Consider the following 20,430-nt stretch of genomic DNA (forward strand, 5'->3'; position numbering starts at 1 on the left):
GGCGCGCGATGTCGGAGAACAATGAGCAAATGCAGCCCGTCGCCCTGATTACCGGTGCAGCGGGCGGTATCGGCCGCGCCTTGCTGGCAGAGTTCGCCGACCGGGGCTACAGGCTGGTCGCCGTCGACATCGCCGATGGTGCGTTGGCCGGCGAGTTGCAGACCTATGGCGACGGTCACCTCTTCAAGGCATGCGACCTGGGCTCCGAAGCCGATATCATGGCGCTGTATGAATGGCTCGACGCCGCTGTCGGACGCCTCGATGTGCTGGTCAACAACGCAGCGCTCGGCCCGACCATGGCATCGACCAAGGCAACTTCCGCTGCCGATTTCCGCAAGGCGCTGCAGGTCAACCTGATCGGACCGTTCGCCATGGCGCGGGAGGCCGCGCGCCGCATGCGGCCAGGCGGCGTCATCGTCAACACCGCCTCCATGGCGGGGGTGCTGGGCAATCCGCGCCGCAATGCCTATGCGGCCTCCAAGGCCGGCCTGATCTCGATGACCAAGTCGCTGGCTTGCGAATGGGCCAGCCGTGGCATTCGTGTCAATGCGATTGCGCCGGGCTATGTGCGCACACCGATGGTCGCCGAGCTGGAGCGCAGCGGCAAGGCCGACCTCGCGCTGGTGCGCCGCCGCATTCCGATTGGCCGGATGGGCCGGCCGGATGAGATGGCTTCGGTGATCGGCTTCCTCGCATCGCCCGAAGCGCGCTACGTCACCGGATCGGTCGTCTCCGTCGATGGCGGCTGGGCGTCGTTCAACCAGCCCGGTTTCGCGCATCCACCCGTCGAGGGCACGCCGGCTGAGGAACTCGACCGGCCCGCGCCGAATGCGCGTTCGCGCATTGTCGTGGTGGTCGGCGGCGGCCGCGGTATCGGCGAAGCCATTGCAAGGCGATTCGGAGAAGCGGGCGACACGGTCATCGTCGCCGACAAGGATGGTGCGACTGCAAAGGCAGTTGCCGCATCGTTGGGCGAGGGGCATCTGGGGCTCGCGCTCGACGTCACGGTCGATGCCGAGGTGGAAGCCGCCTTTGCCGAGATCGGCCGGCGATTCGGCGGCGTCGACGTCCTGGTCAACGACGCAGCGATTGCCGACGATTTCAAGCCGGCTTTCGACCAGACCGGCGCCGATCTCGAGCGGACGCTGAGCGTCAATGTGACGGGCGCGTTCCTGTGCGCCCGCGAGGCGCTGAAGGTGATGGACGGGCGAAAGGGCGTCATCGTCAATCTCGGCTCGATCAACACTTTCCTGCCGTTTGCTCCGCGCCATGCCTATGGCGCGTCGAAGGCCGCCATCGACATCCTGACGCGCTGCATGGCGGCAGAACTCGGACCCGAGGGCCACCGTACGGTGACGATTGCCCCCGGCTATATCCGAACGCCCGGCGTCGCAGCCCTGGAAGCGTCCGGCCGAATCGATGTCAACGCGCTCCGCCGCCGGATTCCCATGGCCGATCTCGGCACGCCTGAAGATATCGCCCATGCCGTGCATTTCGTGGCGTCGGAGGCCGCGTCCTACATCAACGGCTCGATTGTCTATGTCGATGGCGGCTGGACTTCTTTCGGCAATGCCGGTCACGCCAGCGCTCCCGATACGCAAGCTAAGGAGGAGCCCGCATGATCGTTCACTATGACCCGCAAGTCGGCCTGACGCTGCTTGAGCCCGACGATTTTCGCAACTTCAAGGTCCAACTCGCCCAAGGCGCCACGCAACAGCCCGAGGTTGACGGCCTGCGTTTCGTCGATGACGGCAACGCTCTCGTTGGCATCGACGCCGTCCCGTCATTGCCGGGCGCGCCAAGTACCGAGGCCTGGCGCGAAGGCTATGCAAAGATGCTTGCGGCGGCAGCGAAATATGGCTGGATCGACGATGAGGCGAATGCCATCAAGGCGCATGTCGAGCGCAACTGACAACGCCGCAACCGCCGCTTTCTTCATGAATATGAATGTGCGCGGCCGGTATATGTAAGACTTGATCGTATGGTCGATCGGTAGTCTTGTTCATGCAGAGAACGTGTCGCTGGCCGTTCTTCGCAGGAGGTTCGCAAACATCAGCTTCGACGATAGCCGCCGTCCACCGATGACGGAGGGGGAAGCTTTTCGCCGCAAACGCCGATGTTTCGCGGTCCCTGTCGAAGTCCGACGCGAGTGCCCATAAATCAACCAGGAAGAGACCAGGTCATGGAATTCGGAACATTCATTCTCGCCGCGCAACGCGGTTATCATCAATCGTCCGAACAGGTGATCCGCAATTCGATCGAGCAGGCCGTCGCCTCCGAGAAGGCAGGCTTCACCACCGCCTGGTTTGCCGAGCACCATTTCAACAACTACAGCCTCGTTCCTTCGCCCCTGATGATGGTAGCCCATTGCGCCGGCGTCACCAGGACCATCCGGCTCGGCACGGCCGTTTGCGTCTTGCCGCTCTACCACCCGCAGCGGCTGCTGTCGGAAGTCGGCTTCGCCGATATCGTGTCCAACGGCCGTCTCGAACTCGGCGTCGGCTCGGGCTACCAGCAGTTTGAATTCGAGCGCTTCGGCGTCAATGTCGACGAGGCGCCGGCGATCTTCTCGGAATATCTCGACATCCTGCAGAAGGGTCTCAAGCAGAAGATTTTCGAGCATGACGGCAAATACGAAAAAATCCTGCCGACTGCGATTTCCGTCCGCGCCGTGCAGCAGCCCACCCCGCCGATCTGGCTCGCGGCTGGTTCGAGCCGCAGCATGAGCCGCGCCTATCGCGAGGGCAACAATCTGTTCGTGACAGCATTCCATGAGGGGCTCGACACCGTGCGTAAGCTTCGCGCCACCATCGAGGAGGCCGCCGCAGGCGAGGGCAAGAAGGTGACGGATGCGCGGATCGGGCTGCTGCGCTGCTGCTATGCCAGCGACAGCCAGGCCGAGATCGACAGCTACCTCGACAATGCGCGCTTCCAGCGGCGCCTGTCGGAGGCCCTGCACCAGCGACGCCAGCAGAGTGCTGACGGCTACCTGCTGCAGGAAACGCCGACGCAGGCCGATATGTCCTTCGAGCAGATGCAGAAAAATCTGCCCATCGGCAGCGTGAACTACGTCATCGACCGGCTTTTGGCGGAAATCGAAATCCTCAAGCCGGACCAGATCGCGGTTCAGACCCAGCTCGGCGACTTCGACCAGAAGACGATGGTGCGGCAGATCGAACTGTGGGGCGAAAAGATCATCCCTGCGGTCAACAAGGCGCTGGGCGAAGAGATCGTCTCCGTCGCGGCCCAGTAAGCCGCCCCTTTGCAGCCCGGCGATCCAGCAGGGCTGTCTGTATCAGTCGAATAGTGGCCGGGTCTGATTCCCGCGCGCTCCGTGGGACGTCGGCCAGATAGTTTGTCCGTCGGCTTACAGCCAACCCGCCAGAACGCCGATGCCGCCGACTGCGAACAGGGCTCCGACCGCGCGTGCAACCGGTCGGGCGTATTTGCCGACAAGTGCCGCCGCGCCGATAGATGCAGCTATGCCGGCAAGATGCAGCGAAGCCGTCGCCAGGATGAAGCCTGCCGCGTAGAGGAAACCGCTGGCATTGCCGGGCATTTCCGCACCGTGGGCATGGCCGTGGAAAACAGCGAAAACCCCGACAAGCGCCATGGCAACGACGGTCGGTACGGACCTGCCCCATGCGGCCGCACCCCCTATCACGACGCTGGAGAGGCCGATGCCAAGCTCGACGAGAGGCAGATCGACACCGCTCGTGCCCAGTAAGAAGCCGACGATCATCATGCCGACGAAACTCGCAGGAACCAGATACAGTGCTCGTCCGCCCAAAACATAGGCGAACACGCCGACGGCAACCATCGCAAGTATGTGGTCGACGCCGCCGATGGGATGCATAAACCCATGCGCGAAGCCGCTGGCCTCACCCCCGCCGACATGGGCGAAGGCCGCGCTGGGCAGGGTTGTCAAACCAAGTGCGAGTAGCGAGCGTTTCATTGTAAAAATCCCCATTTTCAAAATGTATTGCCCGTTTGCGTGCGCTGCACAAGATGCAACTGGCCGTGACGACGAGCAAGTGCTGGAAGAACTGCCGGCTGGCAAAGACGGGCGCTGCGCCACGTTTTGTCCGAAGGGGTTAAGCAGAGCGGGCGCCTGATCGCCTTCGATCTGCCTTTCCGCCGGGGTGACATCATGCCTTTCCTGGCGCATATGAAAGCGGACATGCCTGATCATTTCGAGGACGTGACGATCTGCGATTTCGGCCATATCGGCGATGGTGGCTTACGCTTCAACCTCGCCGCCGCCAGGGGTGACCCGCGCCTTGCCGCGCGATTGCGAGGCGGACCTGGGCGACTGGGTCTTGCCGTCGCGGTCGAACGGTTCGCCGTCTTGCGGCCGGGCTGAAAGCCATTATCTCGCCGAGCCGCTCGGCGCCGCAACCTTCTGATTGAGACAAACACGGAGTTACCCCATGACGAAAGTCGACGTAAAACAGGAAACCGCAGCCATTCTCGACAAGCTCGGCGTCGACCGTGGCGCCTGGCAGGGCGGCGACATGGCCTCCTACAGTCCGGTCAGCGGCGAGGAGATCGGCAAGCTCAAGACCGTTTCCGGGACCGAGACCGACACGGCTATCGACGCTGCCCATGACGCTTTCAAGGCCTGGCGCCTCGTGCCGGCTCCCAAACGCGGCGAACTCGTCCGCCTGCTCGGCGAGGAACTGCGTACTTCCAAGGCGGATCTCGGCCGTCTTGTGTCTATCGAAGCCGGCAAGATCACCTCCGAAGGCCTCGGCGAAGTGCAGGAAATGATCGACATCTGCGATTTCGCCGTCGGTCTTTCCCGCCAGCTCTACGGTCTCACCATCGCCACCGAGCGCCCAGGCCACCGCATGATGGAAACCTGGCACCCGCTCGGCGTCGTCGGCATCATCTCGGCCTTCAATTTTCCGGTTGCCGTCTGGTCGTGGAACGCTGCCCTCGCGCTCGTCGCCGGTAATGCCATCGTCTGGAAGCCGTCCGAGAAGACCCCGCTGACGGCGCTTGCCTGCCAGTCGATCTTCGAGCGCGCGTTGGCCCGGTTCGGCGATGCCCCAGCGAACCTCAGCCAGGTCCTCATCGGCGACCGCGTCATCGGCGAAGCCCTCGTCGACAACCGCAAGGTCGCGCTCGTTTCGGCCACAGGCTCCACCCGCATGGGCAAGGAAGTCGGTCCGCGCCTTGCCAAGCGTTTTGCCCGCTCGATCCTCGAGCTCGGTGGCAACAATGCCGGCATCGTCTGCCCGTCCGCCGATCTCGACATGGCGTTGCGCGCGATTGCCTTCGGTGCGATGGGCACCGCCGGCCAGCGCTGCACGACGCTGCGCCGCCTCTTCGTGCATGACAGCGTCTACGACCAGCTCGTGCCGCGCCTGAAGAAGGCCTATACCAGCGTTTCCGTCGGCAACCCGCTGGAAACCTCCGCTCTCGTCGGCCCGCTCGTCGACAAGCAGGCGTTCGACGGCATGCAGAAGGCGCTGGAAGCGGCCAAGGCCGAGGGCGGTTCCGTCACCGGTGGCGAGCGCGTCGCCGATGCCGGCAAGGACACGGCCTATTACGTCAAGCCCGCCATCGTCGAAATGCCGAAGCAGGCTGGCCCGGTTCTCGAAGAAACCTTCGCGCCGATTCTCTACGTCATGAAGTATTCCGACTTCGACGCTGTGCTGGACGATCACAACGCCGTCGGGGCGGGGCTGTCGTCATCGATCTTCACGCTTAACGTCCAGGAAGCCGAGCGCTTCCTGGCGGTCGACGGCTCGGATTGCGGCATCGCCAACGTCAATATCGGCACGTCGGGCGCGGAAATCGGCGGTGCCTTCGGCGGCGAGAAGGAAACCGGCGGCGGCCGCGAATCCGGCTCCGACGCCTGGAAGGCCTATATGCGCCGCGCCACCAACACGGTGAACTACTCGAAATCCCTGCCGCTCGCCCAGGGCGTCTCGTTTGACATCGAATAGCGGCGATATCGAGTAAGGCTTACTGAGCACGCAAAGCAAGATCGAGGAGGCGGGCCTTCAGCCCGCCTCGCGCACCGCCGCTATCGCAGTGACATGATCCTGCAGATCGACGCCAATGCGAGCAACTGAATCTAAGGCGTGCACCGTCATCCTCAAAAACCACACTCGCTCGTCTTCTCGCGAGAGAACGCGGATATGCTGCTGGACGCCTACTGAACAGTCAGACCGCGAGTTGGTTCGTGAGACGATCCAGGTCTTCCGAAATCGCATTGGCCGCCGATTTCAGGATCGGCGCATAGCGTTCGCAGGCTTCCTGCTCGGAACTGAAGGCCGACTTGAAATAGGTCATCCCTATGCTGGCCAGCACCCGGTCGCCTTGGCCGATGATGGGCACGGCAATCGTGTTCGAATTTTTCGGCTCTACAAACGAAGACCTGACCGCGTATCCATTGTCATGCACCTTTTCCACCAGCCTGGCCAACTCGCTGGGATGGTGGCTGAGAGCGTTCTCAGGATCGTCCGAGCGCTTCAGCACGCCGACGATCAAATCGAACTCTTCCTTGTCCAAAAACGCCAGATAGGCCAGGCCGAGTCCACGCGTCAGAAGGTTCAAGCGCTTGTTGACCGTGCTGTGGAATGGGGAAATGAAACTGTCCGGCACGGTGCTGAAACGCACCACCATCTTGTCGTAGTCCGGCAAGGCTATCGCCACCGGCCATTTGTGCTTGCGGGTCATCGCAATCGCCCATGCGCGCCCGGCTTCCACCACCAGGGGGTCTTTATGGAAACCGGAACTCAACGACGTCACCAGCGCGCTGACGTGGTATCCGCCCTGCCGGGCGTCGTTCTCGACATACCCCGCCTCCTCAAGCGTGCGCAGAATGCGCACGAGCGTAGGCTTGGGAAGCTTCGTCCGGGCATGCAGTTGCGCGATCGTATTGATCGGCTGCAGGTTGAGTTCCTGCAGCACAGCCATCGCGCGTTCGACAGCTCGAATGCCCATGGATCGTCCTCCCCCGTATCGAGTGCCGTTTCGTAAAGCGAAACGACTGTTATGACAAGTTGTGGCTGGCCGAAGCCGCGCCTTATCAGAGGCTGAGTTGAATACAGGGGAAGATGATGGCTTCGGCAAACGACGCAAATCGCAATAGGGAAGAAGTTCGGCGCCTGATCGCCGGCATAGACGACTCGGTCGCAAATGATTTGTTGAAGGGTGCCATCGACCTTCATGTCCACTCAGGCCCGTCGACCATGCCGCGAAAGCTCGACCATATGGAGGCCGCCGAGGAGGCAGCGGCTGCCGGTATGCGTGCCGTACTGTTCAAGGATCACCACTATTCGGTAGCGCCAGTCATACCGATGATGGAACGTCTCTTCGGAGAGCGCGGACTTGCGATGTATAGCGGCCTGGTCCTCAACAATTCGACGGGCGGGCTAAATCCGTTTGTCGTCGACGCCCAGTTGAAGATGGGCGCCAAGCTGATCTGGATGCCGACGGCACAGGCTGGCAACCATATCCGCAGCGCGCATCGCAAGACGCGGCTGGCGACCAATGTCGAGCTCAGGCCATCTCCCGGCCTCACCGTCGTCGACCCCTATGGAAAAATTCTCGACGAAGTGAAGCAGATTCTCGACCTCATCGCCGAATTCGACGCGATCCTGTCGTCGGGTCACTTGCACGTGTGGGAGATCTGGAAGCTTTTCGACGAAGCGCGGGCGCGCGGTGTCAAGCGGTTGCTCGTCAACCATCCCATGTACGGCCTGCACTTTACCTATGAAGATGTCAGAGACCTGGCCAAGCTTGGCGCGCTGATCGAGCAGTCGGCCGGGCTTTATGTGGACTCGCGCTTCAACACATACACGCCCGAGGAGTTCAAGGAACATATCCTTGCGGCCGGCGTCGAGCATTCCTCGATCGGCTCCGATCTTGGGCAAGTGGACAATCCAACCCCGGTCGAAGGCATGCGCCAGGCCATCAAGCTCTGCCTGGCACTCGGCTTCAGCGAGGCCGAGGTGCGGACCATGGTGGCGGACAATCCCGCCCGCCTGCTTGGACTGAGCAGCTGAACGCCGTCGTCGCGGTCGACAGGATGCAGGCGGTTTTCTTCGAGGTGCCAGGCGGGCCGGACGTTCTTCAGATCGTGGAGCAGCCGTGCCCCCGGCCTGGGGCGAGTGAAGTTCTGATACGGGTCCTGGCCGCCGGGGTGAACCGCCCCGACGTGCAGCAAAGGCGTGGGCTGTATCCAGCCCCGTCCGACGCATCCCCGATCATGGGCCTGGATGTCGCAGGCATTGTCGAGACGGTCGGTGACTGTGTCGACATGCTGCGGGTCGGAGATGCGGTCTGCGCTTTGGTCAATGGCGGCGGCTACGCGGAATATTGCGTGGTGCCGGCCGTCCAATGTATGCCCATTCCGCGCGGTTTCAGCTTTGTCCAGGCAGCCTCGCTGCCGGAAGTCTTCTTCACCGCCTGGAACAATTTGATATGGCTCGCCCGTCTTGAGACCGAGGAAACCCTGCTGATCCATGGCGGGACGAGTGGGGTCGGCATGGCCGGCATTCAGATCGCGCGGCGTTTGCGCAATGCCACGGTCTACGCCACGGCCGGCAGCGAGGAAAAGCGAGCGGTGTGCACGGCTATCGGCGCGCATGCGGCCGTGGACTATCGCGGCGCCTGGGACGACGAAATTCGTGCCGTGTCGGCAGGCGAGGGGGTCGATGTGATCCTCGACGGCCAGGCCGGCCCTGACACACAACGGCAGTTGGACCTTTTGAGAAATGACGGTCGGCTGGTTTTCATCGCGAGCCATCAAGGCCCGACGGCAGTGGTGGATATCCGAGCTGTCGTGCGCAGACGCTTGACGATAACCGGCTCGACGCTGCGGCCAAGGCCTGCGTCCTATAAGGGGCGGATTGCCAGGGAACTTGTCGAGCAGGTATGGCCCCTGCTCGAAGACGGCCGCATCGTCACCCGCATCCACGAGGTCGTCCCATTCCGGCATGTGCAGGCGGCCCATCGCATCCTTGATGAAAACCGCCAGATCGGCAAAGTCGTGCTGGCGGTCGATCCAGCGCTCGCCGAAACCATTCCGCTGCCGAACAAGCGATGATGCCTGACCATAGGCGAACCGGGCGACGGCATTGGATGCCGCCGCCGATTGTGTTCAGCCTGCCGGCAGCGGATAATCGTCCGCGTTCAGAACCCAGCCCGGCTTTGCCGAGAAATCCGCACGCGGCGGCGAAAAGATATCCACCAACTGGTTGATACCGGCGGATTCCGCTGTCGTGGTGTGGATGGCGGGTGGCGGGATGATGCAGATCGAAGGCGACTCGCAATAAAGATGCTCGTCTTCACGCCAGATATTCATATTGGTCACCCACGGCCACCGCAGATGATGAGTAAAGCTGCCGCTGAGCGCGAGCGAGCATTGCTCGAAATCGTCGTGATGGTGCGGCGAGACTTTATCGCGCTCGCGCGGACCGACCCGGGGCGCGAGATAGTTGATCATGAAGGTCGTGCAGCGATAGATCCGACCGAAGCGTGAGGGATCTTCGGGAACGTCCAGAGTGTACCATTTCAAGGTCAGGCCGCCAGGCGGCTCGGGCCATGCCTCGAAGGGGGGCACGTTGGGATGTGGCCCTGCGAAGGCTTCCGCATTGGCCGCCGCCTTCGCCAAATCCTCGGATTTGGGGGTGAAGAGCCGGACGAGGGTACCGGAGGTCAACATCCGGATGGTGCTGGCTCCCGGCGGCACGAAGGCTACCGAATAACCTGGCACGACCGTGCTCCCTTGCGACGTGGTAATCTCGACCGTGGTTTCCCTGTCCGGAATGATCACGGCGTATTCGTCGGGCTGGTTCTCCCGCGAAAAGCAGCCGCCTTCCTTGCCATTGCTGTAGACCACGACGCAATTCTGGCCACGACTGATCCAGGTCTCGCCATTGGCATCGATGGTCTGTGGCTTCTCCTGGTAGAAAAGGCCGAGTTGAGAGCCGAAATAGCTGCTGTGAACCTTGGCATCCTTCGGCGAAGCATTGCCTTGCAGGCTCGACCGAGGGTCGCTCTGGACATACATGTTTTCCTCCATTTGCCGTTGTGGAATGGGTGTCAGATCGCGTTCGGAAGCTGTTTTTTCAGCTTCAGCATCTCGCGCGTCTCGCCGACCGTGGCGATCCTGCCGCCGAGTTCCTTGACGACACGCACGGCTTTCTGGACCAGGACCGTGTTGCTCTCTGCAAGGACGCCTTTTTCGAGATAGATGTTGTCTTCCAGGCCGACCCGGACGTGGCCTCCCAACAGCCATGCCTGTGCGAGAATGGGGAATTCGAAACGCCCAACGCCGAAAGCGGCCCAATGCGAGCCCGCAGGCAGAAGCGACTTCATATAAAGGAGGGTTTCGGGCGTGGCGATTGCGCCGTAGCGGACGCCCAGCACGATCTGGAAAAGCGCCGGCCCATCGAGCCGTCCTTCCTGCAGGAAATGATTGGCAAGCTGTATGTCGCCAGTGTCGAACACTTCGAGTTCGGGCAGGACACCGGCATCCCGTATGATCTCGGCCATGATTGCCAGATTCTGGGGCGTGTTGATGACCACCGATGTGCCGGAATACATCGTGTTGAAGTCGAGGCTGCAGATTTCCGGCCGCAAGGCGGCGATATGTTCGACGCGCTGCCTCGGCGGCAACAGCGTCGTTCCAGGTGCTGCAACCTTCGGATCGTCTTCGCTCGGGATGAAGCGCCCGCCTGGACCTGTGGTGAGATTGATGATGACGTCTTCGTCGGCCGCCCGAAGCCGTTCGACGACCTCTCTATAATGCCTCAGTTCCATGCTTGGTCTTCCATCGGGATGCCGCACATGGATGTGGACGATGGAGGCGCCCGCGCGGGTCGCCTCGAGGCAGGCATTGGCGATTTGTTCCGGCGTGATCGGCAGATAGGGCGTCTGCGAAGGGCTGGTTATATTGCCGGTTACGGCACAGGTGATGATTGTGGGATCGGCCAAGTGTTGCCTTCCTTGCTGAGCGCGGTCGTGTATCGACCCGGAGAGTTCGCCTCTTCGCTCGCATCCGAGGCCACTGACCACAAATCCTATCGACCGTCGTTTCGCGCCTAGAAACGCGCAAGCTGATCGAAAGGTGGCATTCCGCAGGGAGAAACGGAGAGGCTATTGCCTTCGCAAGACGGTCGCGAGTGATTAGGGAGCCCTATCGAAAGGCAGGTTCAATGACCGAACAACGACCGCACTTCAGTTCATTCCGCGACCGTCTGCTGGCGCGTGATCGGATGCTCGGCACGTTCCTGAAATTTCCGACCACACAGGTGGTCGAAATCCTGGGGGTGATTGGCTACGACTTCGTGGTGATCGACCAGGAGCATGCTCCGCTGGATAGGACCACGACGGACATGATGATCTTTGCAGCGCGGGCATCCAACGTCGCACCCATCGTGCGCGTGGGAGATTTCAGCGACGCGAACATCCTCTCGGCGCTTGATTGCGGCGCCTCGGGGATCATGGTTCCACATGTGACTACGGTGGAAAAAGCACAGGCAATTGCGAAAGCCTGCCGATATGCCGGCGGCAATCGCGGCTTTGCGGGGCTCACGCGCGCCAGCGGCTGGGGCAAGGTTGGCAGTGTGCAGCATATGGCGGTGCAGGATCGACAGGTGACGTGCATTGCAATGATCGAAGACGCGGAAGCTGTCGGTCGCGCCGGCGACATTGCCAGGGTCGATGGCATCGACGCATTGTTCGTGGGACGAGGAGACCTGACGGCAGCGTTCGGAGATGATCCTGACGCGGCGGGCAAGGTAGCAGAAATCACCACCACAGTGGCGGCAGCGGCTCGGGATGCGGGGGTCCACTTGATGCTGCTGCCGAATGGCAAGGCGGATTTGGCTTTTGCAAGGGAGCTCGGCGCGACGGCCATGCTGGTATCGAGCGACCACGGCTTCATCCGGTCGGCGGCTGGCGCAGCACTGAAGGACTATTTCGACTAAGTCGGCGCCGGGAAAAAGACGGACGCTTGCGGACAAAAAGCTTCTCGCCGAGACGTCGAGCGGGCAGGATTGCCAACGTCAGCTCTTCAAAGGGCATAACCGTAGAAATTGCGCCAGGAGAAGACATGACTGCCATCGAAATCCCGGAGCTGAAAGTTCCGAAAGTCGCGCTGGTTACGGGTGGAAACAGCGGGATCGGCCGCGCGACGGCGGCGCGCCTCGCCAGCATGGGCGCAACCGTCATCGTCGGCTACAACAGCCGCGGAGCGATGGCGGAGGAAGTCGTGACCGGCCTTCAAGGCAGTGGTCACATCGCGCTCAGGATCGCAATCGACGATCCGGCGTCCGTCGCTCAGGCAGCGTCCGCCGTTGCGGACAAATTCGGCAGCCTTAACGCCCTGATCAATTGCGGGGGCGCCACCACACCGGTTGCAGCCAACGATTTCGATGCCTTGACGGACGATATCTTCGACCGTGCTGTTGCGATCAATCTCAGGGGCCCGTTTGCCATGATCCGCGCATTCCGGCCGTTGCTGGACCAGGCCGACAGCGCGGCGATCGTCAACATATCGTCGATTGCAGCGCGGACAGGCTTGGGGAGCAGCCTTGCCTATCTGGCTGCCAAGGGCGGGCTGGATTCGCTCACCATTGCTTTGGCCAAGGTTCTCGCACCCAAAATTCGCGTCTTTTCTGTCTCACCGGCGGGCGTGGACACGGATTTCGTTCCGCATCGTTCCCGCGAGCAACTGCAAAAAGTCGCTGATCGGCTTCCCTTGGCGAAGATCACAAAGCCGGACGACGTTGCGCGGGCGGTCATCGCCTGCATTGTTCATCTCACCAGTTCGACGGGGATCGTCGTTCCGGTCGATGAGGGACGGCATTTATAACGCAAGCACGCACGGTTCTCGCAACGCCGTCCGCTGTTCCGGCGATGTGCTGGCTCATAGCGGGTCTTCGCCTGGTGGAACAATGTCATTGCCGCGTTGCCAGCCGACATTGAGCATGGTGCAGTGGTGTCTCGGGGATCATCGGCGGACGCTGGAACTGAACCTTCGTCGCCTGTCGTACTAGGGCGTGTCACGTCTTCTGAGGAGAGGAGCTCGGATGAAGCTTAGCCAGGACATTTTGCTGGGACTGTTTTTTACCACCGTCGGTGTCGTTGCGGCAACGATGGCGGTGAGCTACCCGTTCGGGACATCCAGTCGGATGGGGCCGGGCTACTTCCCAATCATCATTTCGAGCCTGCTCATCGTCACCGGTCTTCTGATTCTGTTGCGGTCGCGATTGACCCGTGTGGTGATACCGACCGTCGGCTGGAAGCCGGTCATCGCCGTTCCCCTCTCCATACTTGTGTTCGGCCTCGCCGTCGAACCGCTCGGGCTGCCTATAGCGGTCTTCCTGCTGACCGTCCTCAGCGCCTCGACGAGCGAAAAATTCCGCTTCGACTGGAGAGCTTTCGCCGGTGCGGCTGCCTTTGCCGCATTCTGTTCGATCCTCTTCGTTGATTTGCTCGGCCTTCCCGTTCCGATCGTCGGAAACTGGCTGCAAGGCCTCGCTTCATAGACATCGCAGGAGTTTGACATGGATATCTTCAACGGACTTCTGCTCGGCCTTTCGACCGCGACCACCCTGACGAACTTCGCCTACTGCTTCTTCGGCGTGTTCCTCGGCACGGCCGTCGGCGTGCTGCCCGGTCTGGGACCGATAGCCACCATTTCGATGCTGCTGCCTTTTACCTTCGGACTGCCGGTCGACACTGGACTGATCATGCTGGCGGGCATCTTCTACGGCTCGCAATATGGCGGTTCGACAACCGCCATCCTGATGAATATCCCCGGCGAGGCGTCGTCCGTGGTCACCACGCTTGATGGCCACGAAATGGCCAAGCAGGGCAAGGCCGGACGGGCACTGGCAGCGGCGGCGATCGGCAGCTTCTTTGCCGGCACGGTCGGCACGCTCTTTATTGCGGTCTCCGCACCGCTTCTGGCGAGCTTGGCGCTGACGTTCGGACCCACGGAGTATTTCGCGCTGATCGTGCTCGGCCTCGTTACCTCGATGGTGCTGACGAGCGGTTCGCTTCTCACCGCTTTCGGCATGGCGCTGTTCGGCGTAGTTCTGGGTATGATCGGGACAGACGTCAATTCGGGCGCCGCACGCTTCACATTCGATTCCGTGAACCTTCTGGACGGGCTGGATTTTGTCGTCGTTGCCACCGGCATCTTCGGTCTGGGAGATGTCCTGGCCAATCTGGAAAACGAACGAAGCCGGACAGCTACCGTGGCGCCGGTCAGCAGCCTGTTTCCGACAGCGGATGACTGGCGCCGAATGACTGCGCCGATCCTGCGCGGAACCGGTATCGGCGTCTTGCTTGGGGTGCTGCCCGGCGCCGGTGTCCTGCTGGCTTCATTTTCGGCCTACGCGCTGGAAAAGAAGATTTCAAAACATCCCGAGCAATTCGGCAAGGGAGCAATCGAAGGTGTCGCCGCACCCGAGGCTGCGAACAACGCCGCGGCGCAAACCTGTTTCATCCCCATGCTGACGCTCGGCCTTCCCGGGACCGCGACCATGGCGCTGATGATCGGCGCGCTGGTCGTCCAGGGCATCCAGCCTGGGCCGGAAATCCTCACGCAGCAGCCGGCATTGTTTTGGGGTCTTGTCGTCTCCATGTGGCTCGGCAACCTCATGCTGCTGTTTCTGAACCTTCCCCTTGTCGGCTTATGGGCCAAGCTGATTTCGGTGCCCTATCACTTTCTCTTCCCGGTGATCTGCGTCTTCGTCGCCATCGGCGTCTACAGCATCAACAACAGCGTCTTCGATGTTTACATGATGGCTCTGTTCGGCGTGCTCGGCTATTTTTTCAAGAAGGTTGGGGCAGAACCCGCGCCGTTGATTCTGGCCATGATCCTCGGTCCGATGGCCGAAGAATATTTGCGGCGGGCGCTTCTGATCTCCCATGGCGACGCGACCGTATTTTTCTCGAGCCCGCTCAGCCTCGGAACGCTGGTTGTCGCCTTCCTGCTGCTGCTGTCGATCGTATCGCCACGCTTCCGCAAGGTCCGCGAAGAAGGGCTGCAAGATGCGGACTAGCGGCAAGAGATCAGCCTTCGGATGGACTAACCGGTTGCCGGCCGCTCCAATCCGTCAACCGTCAATGAGGTGACCATGCAGCCGGATGATGACAAGCGCCTTCGCGCTCTCCTCGATCGCGAAGACCTGTTCGATCTCGTGCGCCGCGAACGCTTTGCTCGTGACCAGCGGCGTTTCGACGTTATGAGCGCATGTTTTCACAGGGACGCGCATATCCGCACAAGCTGGTACGATGCGCGCGGCGGCGAGGCCTATGTGGAGGCGACCCGCAAATGGATGAGCGCGACCGGCAACAGCAAGCATTGGGTGTTCCCGGCTTTCGCTCAGGTTAACGGCGATCGGGCGACCGTGGAAAGTCCGGCGATGATTTTCAACCGCGCGCGTCCGGACGACATCGAAGTCGACGTTCACGTCTTTTGCCGCTTTTTCTCGCGGGCAGTGCGGGAAGCGGGGACATGGAAGCTGATGAGCTTCGAGGTCCTGTTCGAGAGGGACATCATGAAACCGGTCAATCCGTCCGACCTTCTCCCGGTCGACTGGTCGCTGCTGGCGACAATGCGACCGTCCTATAAATTCCTGACCTATATCCAATACAAACGCGGCGTGAGGGTTAATCCCGATCTGCTGGGTGACGATCGCCCCGATGAACTCAGCGCCTTTCACGCCGCCGAAGACCGCTGGCTTGCCGGCGCTGCATGATCGGCGACGCAGCTGTTGCGACGCGATCGTTCCAAAGGACGAAATGACGGGAGTGAACATTTCGCTCTGAGGCCGAGACAGGCTAGGTCTTTGGCCAAGGAGCTCGATGGAACGAGCGGGAGGAGGAGTAACATGAACAGACGTGAATTCATCGTGCTGGGAGGGACGGCCGTGACGCTGGCCACCAGCGGAATAGCGATCGCTGCCGACTGGCCAAGCAAATCGGTCGTCGTGATCTCGGCTTACCCTCCGGGCGGCACGAGCGACATCATTGCCCGTATCGTCGCCGATCTGCTGACAGCGAAATTCGGCCAGCAGTTCGTCATCGAGAACCTGGCGGGTGCCGCCGGTGCTCTCGCAGGCGGAAAACTCGCCCGTTCGGCGCCCGACGGTTACACCATCCTCATCAGCGGCAGCGCGCCTCTCGCCGCCAACAAGGTGGTGCAGAAGAACCTTGCCTACGACCCCCAGGTCGACTTCACGCCGATTACCGTGGTTGCCGAAAGCCCGGCGCTGTTGAGCGCAAGCGCCAATGCGCCGGCGAAATCGCTTCAGGAACTGATTGCCTATGCGAAAGCCAATCCTGGGAAGGTGAACATCGGAAATCCGGGCGCAGGAACAAAAGGCCACATTTGCGCTGCCATCATCGGGCTCGAATCCGGCATTGAGCTCAACCATATCCCTTACAAGGGTTCTCCGCCTCTGCTTGCCGATCTGCTGGGCGGGCATATCGATTTCGCTCTCGACGCGCCGTCCAATTACCTGCCACACATAAAGGATGGCAAAATCCACGGCGTGGCGGTGACATCTGCAAAGCGCATCGGCGAACTGCCTGAAGTCATGACGGTCGCTGAGCAAGGGCTCAAGGACTACAACCAGACCCTCTGGTTCGGAGCGGTGGGTCCCAAGGGAATGTCTCCCGACATCGTCAGTGCCATCAACTCGGCCATCAAGGAGTGGAGCGATACGCCTGCTGCTCAGGCAAAGCTGGCGTCGCTCGGCCTCACCGCCGTGGTCAACACCCCCGACCAGATGCGCGCCTCCGTCGAGCGCGAGATCGAAACGCTCATACCTTTGGTCGAGGCAGGCCTCGTGCAGCCGAGCTGAATTCGGCAGCGGATGGTTGCCGGGCCCTGGAGTCCAAAGGCCCGGCAATCCATTCCCGGCATAGGTTCACGCGCCTCACTGCGAGGCCGAATACCTCCATCGACAGCGTGTTAGACGTGTACGGAAGAGACTTCACCGCATGAGTCAGCCTTTTACCCTGACCGTCAATGGCCGGGATCACAGCCTCGATATCCCGGCCACCACGCCTCTGTTGGACGTTCTGCGTAACCATCTCGGGCTGAAAGGCAGCCGGTATGGCTGCGGGCTGGAGCAATGCGGGGCGTGCATGGTGTTGATCGACGGCAATGCCGAGTACTCCTGCAGCCGTGAAGTCGGCACCCTCGCGGGCCGGTGCGTCACCACGGTGGAAGGTTTGGGCTCGCCAGAGGCGCTCCATCCGCTTCAGCGAGCCTTTCTTGAAGAACAGGCCGGGCAATGCGGATACTGCCTGTCGGGCATTCTCGTTTCGGCCAAAGCCTTGCTGGATCGAAATCCGAACCCGACGCGCGCGGACGTGATCGCGGCGCTCGATGCAAATCTTTGCCGCTGTGGATCGCATCCCCGCATCCTGCGCGCTGTTCTCAAGGCGGCAGCCACATTGCGCCAAGAGGTGGCTTGATGGCAGGGCTTTCCAACAGCCTCAAGGACAATCCGCGCCTGGATCGCTGGCTAAAGTTCTGCGACGACCGCACCGTCCGCGTCGGCACCGGCAAGGTCGAACTCGGCCAGGGGGTGCTCACCGCGCTAGCCCAGATCGCCGCAGAAGAGCTGGATTTGCGGATCGACCAGATCAGCATGATGTCCGGCAACACAGCGGAAGGCCCGGGAGAGGGCTATACGGCTTCGAGCTGGTCCATCGAGCATTCGGGCGGCGCAATCCGCCTCGTTGCGGCCGAAGTCCGCGAACTCGCCTTGAAGCAGGCTGCGCTGCGCCTGAACGCGTCTCCCGATGAGCTGTCCGTCGTGGAGGGTGTCTTTCTCAGAAATGGTACCCCGACCGATTTCGACTATTGGGCGGTTGCCGGCGATCTCGATCTTGCCGCCGAGGCGACCGGCACGGTGTTGCCCAAGTCCTCGAATACATATCGTCTCGTTGGCACGTCCGTTCCGCGGCTCGATCTTCCTGCGAAATTGACAGGCTCAGGCTTCATTCACGACATGGTGCTGCCTGACATGCTGCATGCCCGTACCCTGCGCCAGCCTGGTCGTGGCGCTACGCTTGCTGCGCTCGACGAGGCTTTCGTGAGACGCAAGGCCGGCGCGGATATCAGCATCATACGCATCGACAACTTCGTGGCCTTTGTCGGAGCCGACGAAACCGCCGTTCGTGCTGCGGCCGTCGCGGCAGCGGACTGTGCCGTCTGGAGCGATGCTCGCATCCTCCATCCCGAACAGGCAACCGCAAAATGGGTTGCAGCGCAGCCTTCTCACGATCGGCTGATCGGCGCTCCTGTTGAAGAACCCGCAGGGGCGCATGGTGCGTCGCTGACCTTTACGCGGCCTTTCCTGTCACACGGCTCAATTGCCCCATCCTGCGCTTTGGCGGTCTATCGCGACGGCGCGCTGACCGTGTGGTCCCATGCCCAGGGCATGCATCCGTTGCGCGACAACATTGCAAAGACACTCGGCCTGCCGCCCGAAAACGTCACATGCCACCATGTGCAGGGCGGTGGCTGCTATGGCCATAACGGTGCCGACGATGCTGCGCTGGATGCAGCCCTTTTGGCGCGGGCACTTCCCAACCAGCCGATCCGGCTGATGTGGCGGCGGGAAGAGGAATTCGGCTACGAACCGCTGTCCTCGGCGATGACCGTCACAGTTCACGCAGCACTCGATGCCGGAGGGCGTCCCCGCGATTGGACGACCGAGATATGGAGCGCTGCCCATGGCCAGCGCCCCGGCGTCGGCGGCGCCTATCTGCTTGCCGCCGACGCGATGAAGGAACAGCCTCCCGAACGCAAGCCGTTCGACATTCCTCTCGAACGGGGAGGGGGCGCGGACCGCAACGGAATTCCACTCTATGACATAGACGCCAAGCGGATCAGCTATCACCTGATCCACGACGTGCCGGTGCGGACGTCTTCGTTGCGCGGGCTCGGAGCGACGTTGAATGTCTTTGCAATCGAAGCCTTGATGGACGAACTCGCCGCTCGCGAAGGCGAAGATCCCGTGTCATACCGCCTGTCCACACTCTCCGACCCACGCGCCCGCAGAACGCTTGAAAAAGCCGCGGCAATGGCCGGCTGGTCATTGCGGGACGCTGGCGGTGCCGGACGTGGCTTGGGCATCGGCCTCGCCCGCTACAAGAACTCCTCGGCCTATGCTGCGGTTGTCGCGGCGGTGGAGGTCGATGAAGCGGTGCGGGTCACAGATATCTGGTGCGCCGTGGATGCCGGGCTGGTGATAAACCCCGACGGCATCGTCAGCCAGGTCGAAGGCAATATCGTCCAGGCCATCAGCTGGACCTTGATCGAAGAAGTGGGTTTCGACCCGCAGGGCATCTCGACATTGGATTGGCAGAGCTACCCCGTCATTCGATTTTCAGACATACCCGAGATTCACGTCGAGCTCATCGAAGCAGACCAGCATGAAGCGCTTGGGGTCGGGGAATGTGCCGGTGGACCTACCGCCGCGGCCATCGGCAATGCTGTCGCCCATGCCTTGGGCATCCGTATCTGCGACATGCCGATGACACGCGAGCGGATCATGGCAGCCGCTTTGAACGCCTGATGCAAGATAGGTTGTGTCGCCTGATCGGTGGCGCCCCGCTGTGAGCAGCTGACTGGACCGGGAACGGAGAGAACGGACTATGGAAAATATCGAGCAACTCTCAGGAGGGCTTTCTGCGCTGAAGGGCGAAACGGTTCTGTTCTACAGTCCGGGGGCCTGCTCGCTGGCCCCGCATATAGCACTGGAAGAAACGGGCAAGCCATTTCGACCGATCGAAACACTGCTCGGGAAACAACAGCACCTTGCCCCGAACTATCTGGCGATCAACCCGCGCGGCAAAGTCCCCTCCCTCATCACTCCGGATGGTCAGGTGATAACGGAAAACACCGCCATACTGACCTATATCGGTCTCACCAACCCGGAGGTATCATTGCTTCCGACTGATATTGTCGAGCAGATGCAATGCATTGCGCAAATGGCATGGTTTTCGAACACGCCTCATATATTTCAGAAGGCCAAATTCCGTCCTTATCATTTCGCCGACAACGAAGAGGTTCATGGCGACATCCGGACGAAGGCACTGGCGAAATACTGGGAAAACATGGTTGAGATCGACGGTTTGATTGCCGATCAGGCCTGGATCATGGGGGAGCGGTACACGGTCGTGGACCCCTATGCGCTGGTGTTCTACGGCTGGGGCATGAGTAACGGGCTGCCAATGGAGACGCTTGAGCATTTCACGCGCCACAAAAGCGAGATGCTCAAGAGGCCCGCCGTGCGAAGGGTTCTGGAGCGAGAGCAGAACCCCCATTTCAAATCAGAGATTTCGCGCCAGGACCTTTCATAAGGTCCGCAGCCGGTTTCATGGACATCGAGTGAAGGTGTTCCTCTGGACCGGCGAGCATGAATGCAAAGA

Annotated in this window: 19 protein-coding genes and 1 pseudogene; 16 read left to right on the plus strand and 4 right to left on the minus strand. The window is 61.5% G+C overall.

Translation table 11 applies throughout. The features are described 5' to 3' along the window. Positions 1–29 precede the first annotated feature (29 nt). The 3 genes from ICI42_RS04265 (at position 30) to ICI42_RS04275 (ending at position 3,253) form a co-directional block, all read left to right on the plus strand. Positions 30–1,622: an SDR family oxidoreductase gene (locus tag ICI42_RS04265; protein WP_210316946.1), complete on the plus strand. Its 1,593-nt coding sequence runs from the start codon at positions 30–32 to the stop codon at positions 1,620–1,622. After that, complete coding sequence (locus ICI42_RS04270) at positions 1,619–1,912, plus strand: hypothetical protein (protein ID WP_188163263.1); 294 nt, start codon at positions 1,619–1,621, stop codon at positions 1,910–1,912. The genes ICI42_RS04265 and ICI42_RS04270 overlap by 4 nt, the downstream gene beginning before the upstream one ends. Positions 1,913–2,182: 270 nt before the next feature. Then, entirely contained in the window at positions 2,183–3,253 is a 1,071-nt protein-coding gene (locus ICI42_RS04275; RefSeq protein WP_188163264.1) for an LLM class flavin-dependent oxidoreductase, read from the plus strand. 114 nt (positions 3,254–3,367) lie between these two features. On the opposite strand, the gene ICI42_RS04280 is transcribed toward ICI42_RS04275, so the two are convergent. Continuing rightward, positions 3,368–3,955, minus strand: coding sequence for a HupE/UreJ family protein (locus ICI42_RS04280; protein ID WP_188163265.1), 588 nt, complete (start codon positions 3,953–3,955; stop codon positions 3,368–3,370). Between the two features lie 111 nt (positions 3,956–4,066). On the opposite strand from ICI42_RS04280, the pseudogene ICI42_RS04285 reads away from it, so the two are divergent. Together ICI42_RS04285 and amaB are read left to right on the plus strand one after the other, a co-directional pair. Beyond that, a pseudogene (locus ICI42_RS04285) lies at positions 4,067–4,342 on the plus strand (FAD-binding oxidoreductase); the annotation flags it as partial. 88 nt (positions 4,343–4,430) lie between these two features. Next, positions 4,431–5,954 carry an L-piperidine-6-carboxylate dehydrogenase gene (gene amaB / locus ICI42_RS04290; protein ID WP_188163266.1) on the plus strand — a complete coding sequence of 508 codons (1,524 nt, stop codon included), beginning with the start codon at positions 4,431–4,433 and terminating at the stop codon, positions 5,952–5,954. Positions 5,955–6,174: 220 nt separating this feature from the next. On the opposite strand, the gene ICI42_RS04295 is transcribed toward amaB, so the two are convergent. Then, complete coding sequence (locus ICI42_RS04295) at positions 6,175–6,957, minus strand: helix-turn-helix domain-containing protein (RefSeq protein ID WP_188163267.1); 783 nt, start codon at positions 6,955–6,957, stop codon at positions 6,175–6,177. A gap of 116 nt (positions 6,958–7,073) precedes the next feature. Between ICI42_RS04295 and ICI42_RS04300 the strand changes: the two genes are divergently transcribed. Together ICI42_RS04300 and ICI42_RS04305 are read left to right on the plus strand one after the other, a co-directional pair. Beyond that, positions 7,074–8,021 (plus strand): DUF6282 family protein, encoded by a 948-nt coding sequence (locus ICI42_RS04300; RefSeq protein ID WP_188163268.1) that lies wholly within the window; start codon positions 7,074–7,076, stop codon positions 8,019–8,021. 23 nt (positions 8,022–8,044) lie between these two features. Beyond that, positions 8,045–9,064, plus strand: coding sequence for an NAD(P)H-quinone oxidoreductase (locus ICI42_RS04305; protein WP_188163269.1), 1,020 nt, complete (start codon positions 8,045–8,047; stop codon positions 9,062–9,064). A gap of 54 nt (positions 9,065–9,118) precedes the next feature. Here the strand turns inward: ICI42_RS04305 and ICI42_RS04310 are convergent, their stop codons facing one another. Together ICI42_RS04310 and ICI42_RS04315 are read right to left on the minus strand one after the other, a co-directional pair. Continuing rightward, positions 9,119–10,030 (minus strand): cupin domain-containing protein, encoded by a 912-nt coding sequence (locus ICI42_RS04310; protein ID WP_188163270.1) that lies wholly within the window; start codon positions 10,028–10,030, stop codon positions 9,119–9,121. A gap of 32 nt (positions 10,031–10,062) precedes the next feature. Then, a complete protein-coding gene (locus ICI42_RS04315) occupies positions 10,063–10,956 on the minus strand; it encodes a BKACE family enzyme (protein ID WP_188163271.1) in 894 nt (297 codons plus the stop codon). Positions 10,957–11,177: 221 nt separating this feature from the next. Here ICI42_RS04315 and ICI42_RS04320 point away from each other — a divergent pair, with 221 nt between their 5' ends. The 9 genes from ICI42_RS04320 to ICI42_RS04360 all read left to right on the plus strand — a co-directional run bounded on the left by ICI42_RS04320 (position 11,178) and on the right by ICI42_RS04360 (position 20,361). Then, a complete protein-coding gene (locus ICI42_RS04320) occupies positions 11,178–11,951 on the plus strand; it encodes an HpcH/HpaI aldolase family protein (protein ID WP_188163272.1) in 774 nt (257 codons plus the stop codon). Positions 11,952–12,076: 125 nt separating this feature from the next. After that, entirely contained in the window at positions 12,077–12,838 is a 762-nt protein-coding gene (locus ICI42_RS04325; RefSeq protein WP_188163273.1) for an SDR family NAD(P)-dependent oxidoreductase, read from the plus strand. 217 nt (positions 12,839–13,055) lie between these two features. Beyond that, entirely contained in the window at positions 13,056–13,514 is a 459-nt protein-coding gene (locus tag ICI42_RS04330; protein ID WP_188163274.1) for a tripartite tricarboxylate transporter TctB family protein, read from the plus strand. Positions 13,515–13,532: 18 nt separating this feature from the next. Continuing rightward, a complete protein-coding gene (locus tag ICI42_RS04335) occupies positions 13,533–15,038 on the plus strand; it encodes a tripartite tricarboxylate transporter permease (protein ID WP_188163275.1) in 1,506 nt (501 codons plus the stop codon). Between the two features lie 75 nt (positions 15,039–15,113). Then, the gene (locus tag ICI42_RS04340; protein ID WP_188163276.1) at positions 15,114–15,737 is read left to right on the plus strand and encodes a nuclear transport factor 2 family protein; all 624 of its coding nucleotides are present in this window, start codon (positions 15,114–15,116) and stop codon (positions 15,735–15,737) included. Positions 15,738–15,869: 132 nt separating this feature from the next. Beyond that, entirely contained in the window at positions 15,870–16,844 is a 975-nt protein-coding gene (locus ICI42_RS04345) for a Bug family tripartite tricarboxylate transporter substrate binding protein (RefSeq protein WP_188163277.1), read from the plus strand. A 139-nt stretch (positions 16,845–16,983) separates the two neighbouring features. After that, positions 16,984–17,463 carry a (2Fe-2S)-binding protein gene (locus tag ICI42_RS04350; protein ID WP_188163278.1) on the plus strand — a complete coding sequence of 160 codons (480 nt, stop codon included), beginning with the start codon at positions 16,984–16,986 and terminating at the stop codon, positions 17,461–17,463. After that, a complete protein-coding gene (locus tag ICI42_RS04355) occupies positions 17,463–19,574 on the plus strand; it encodes a xanthine dehydrogenase family protein molybdopterin-binding subunit (protein ID WP_188163279.1) in 2,112 nt (703 codons plus the stop codon). Before ICI42_RS04350 ends, ICI42_RS04355 begins: the two co-directional genes overlap by 1 nt. A 79-nt stretch (positions 19,575–19,653) precedes the next feature. Further along, on the plus strand, positions 19,654–20,361 hold the full coding sequence (locus ICI42_RS04360) for a glutathione S-transferase family protein (RefSeq protein WP_188163280.1): 708 nt from the start codon (positions 19,654–19,656) through the stop codon (positions 20,359–20,361). Positions 20,362–20,430 lie beyond the last annotated feature (69 nt).

Source organism: Oryzicola mucosus (assembly GCF_014534685.1).
Taxonomy (GTDB): domain Bacteria; phylum Pseudomonadota; class Alphaproteobacteria; order Rhizobiales; family Rhizobiaceae; genus Oryzicola; species Oryzicola mucosus.

Excerpts from the sequence above, each read along its gene's own strand:
- ICI42_RS04265 (WP_210316946.1), top strand. The coding sequence starts at position 30 with ATGCAGCCCGTCGCCCTGATTACCGGTGCAGCGGGCGGTATCGGCCGC.
- ICI42_RS04270 (WP_188163263.1), top strand. The coding sequence starts at position 1,619 with ATGATCGTTCACTATGACCCGCAAGTCGGCCTGACGCTGCTTGAGCCC.
- ICI42_RS04275 (WP_188163264.1), top strand. The coding sequence starts at position 2,183 with ATGGAATTCGGAACATTCATTCTCGCCGCGCAACGCGGTTATCATCAA.
- ICI42_RS04280 (WP_188163265.1), bottom strand. The coding sequence starts at position 3,955 with ATGAAACGCTCGCTACTCGCACTTGGTTTGACAACCCTGCCCAGCGCG.
- amaB (WP_188163266.1), top strand. The coding sequence starts at position 4,431 with ATGACGAAAGTCGACGTAAAACAGGAAACCGCAGCCATTCTCGACAAG.
- ICI42_RS04295 (WP_188163267.1), bottom strand. The coding sequence starts at position 6,957 with ATGGGCATTCGAGCTGTCGAACGCGCGATGGCTGTGCTGCAGGAACTC.
- ICI42_RS04300 (WP_188163268.1), top strand. The coding sequence starts at position 7,074 with ATGGCTTCGGCAAACGACGCAAATCGCAATAGGGAAGAAGTTCGGCGC.
- ICI42_RS04305 (WP_188163269.1), top strand. The coding sequence starts at position 8,045 with ATGCAGGCGGTTTTCTTCGAGGTGCCAGGCGGGCCGGACGTTCTTCAG.
- ICI42_RS04310 (WP_188163270.1), bottom strand. The coding sequence starts at position 10,030 with ATGTATGTCCAGAGCGACCCTCGGTCGAGCCTGCAAGGCAATGCTTCG.
- ICI42_RS04320 (WP_188163272.1), top strand. The coding sequence starts at position 11,178 with ATGACCGAACAACGACCGCACTTCAGTTCATTCCGCGACCGTCTGCTG.
- ICI42_RS04325 (WP_188163273.1), top strand. The coding sequence starts at position 12,077 with ATGACTGCCATCGAAATCCCGGAGCTGAAAGTTCCGAAAGTCGCGCTG.
- ICI42_RS04330 (WP_188163274.1), top strand. The coding sequence starts at position 13,056 with ATGAAGCTTAGCCAGGACATTTTGCTGGGACTGTTTTTTACCACCGTC.
- ICI42_RS04335 (WP_188163275.1), top strand. The coding sequence starts at position 13,533 with ATGGATATCTTCAACGGACTTCTGCTCGGCCTTTCGACCGCGACCACC.
- ICI42_RS04340 (WP_188163276.1), top strand. The coding sequence starts at position 15,114 with ATGCAGCCGGATGATGACAAGCGCCTTCGCGCTCTCCTCGATCGCGAA.
- ICI42_RS04345 (WP_188163277.1), top strand. The coding sequence starts at position 15,870 with ATGAACAGACGTGAATTCATCGTGCTGGGAGGGACGGCCGTGACGCTG.
- ICI42_RS04350 (WP_188163278.1), top strand. The coding sequence starts at position 16,984 with ATGAGTCAGCCTTTTACCCTGACCGTCAATGGCCGGGATCACAGCCTC.
- ICI42_RS04355 (WP_188163279.1), top strand. The coding sequence starts at position 17,463 with ATGGCAGGGCTTTCCAACAGCCTCAAGGACAATCCGCGCCTGGATCGC.
- ICI42_RS04360 (WP_188163280.1), top strand. The coding sequence starts at position 19,654 with ATGGAAAATATCGAGCAACTCTCAGGAGGGCTTTCTGCGCTGAAGGGC.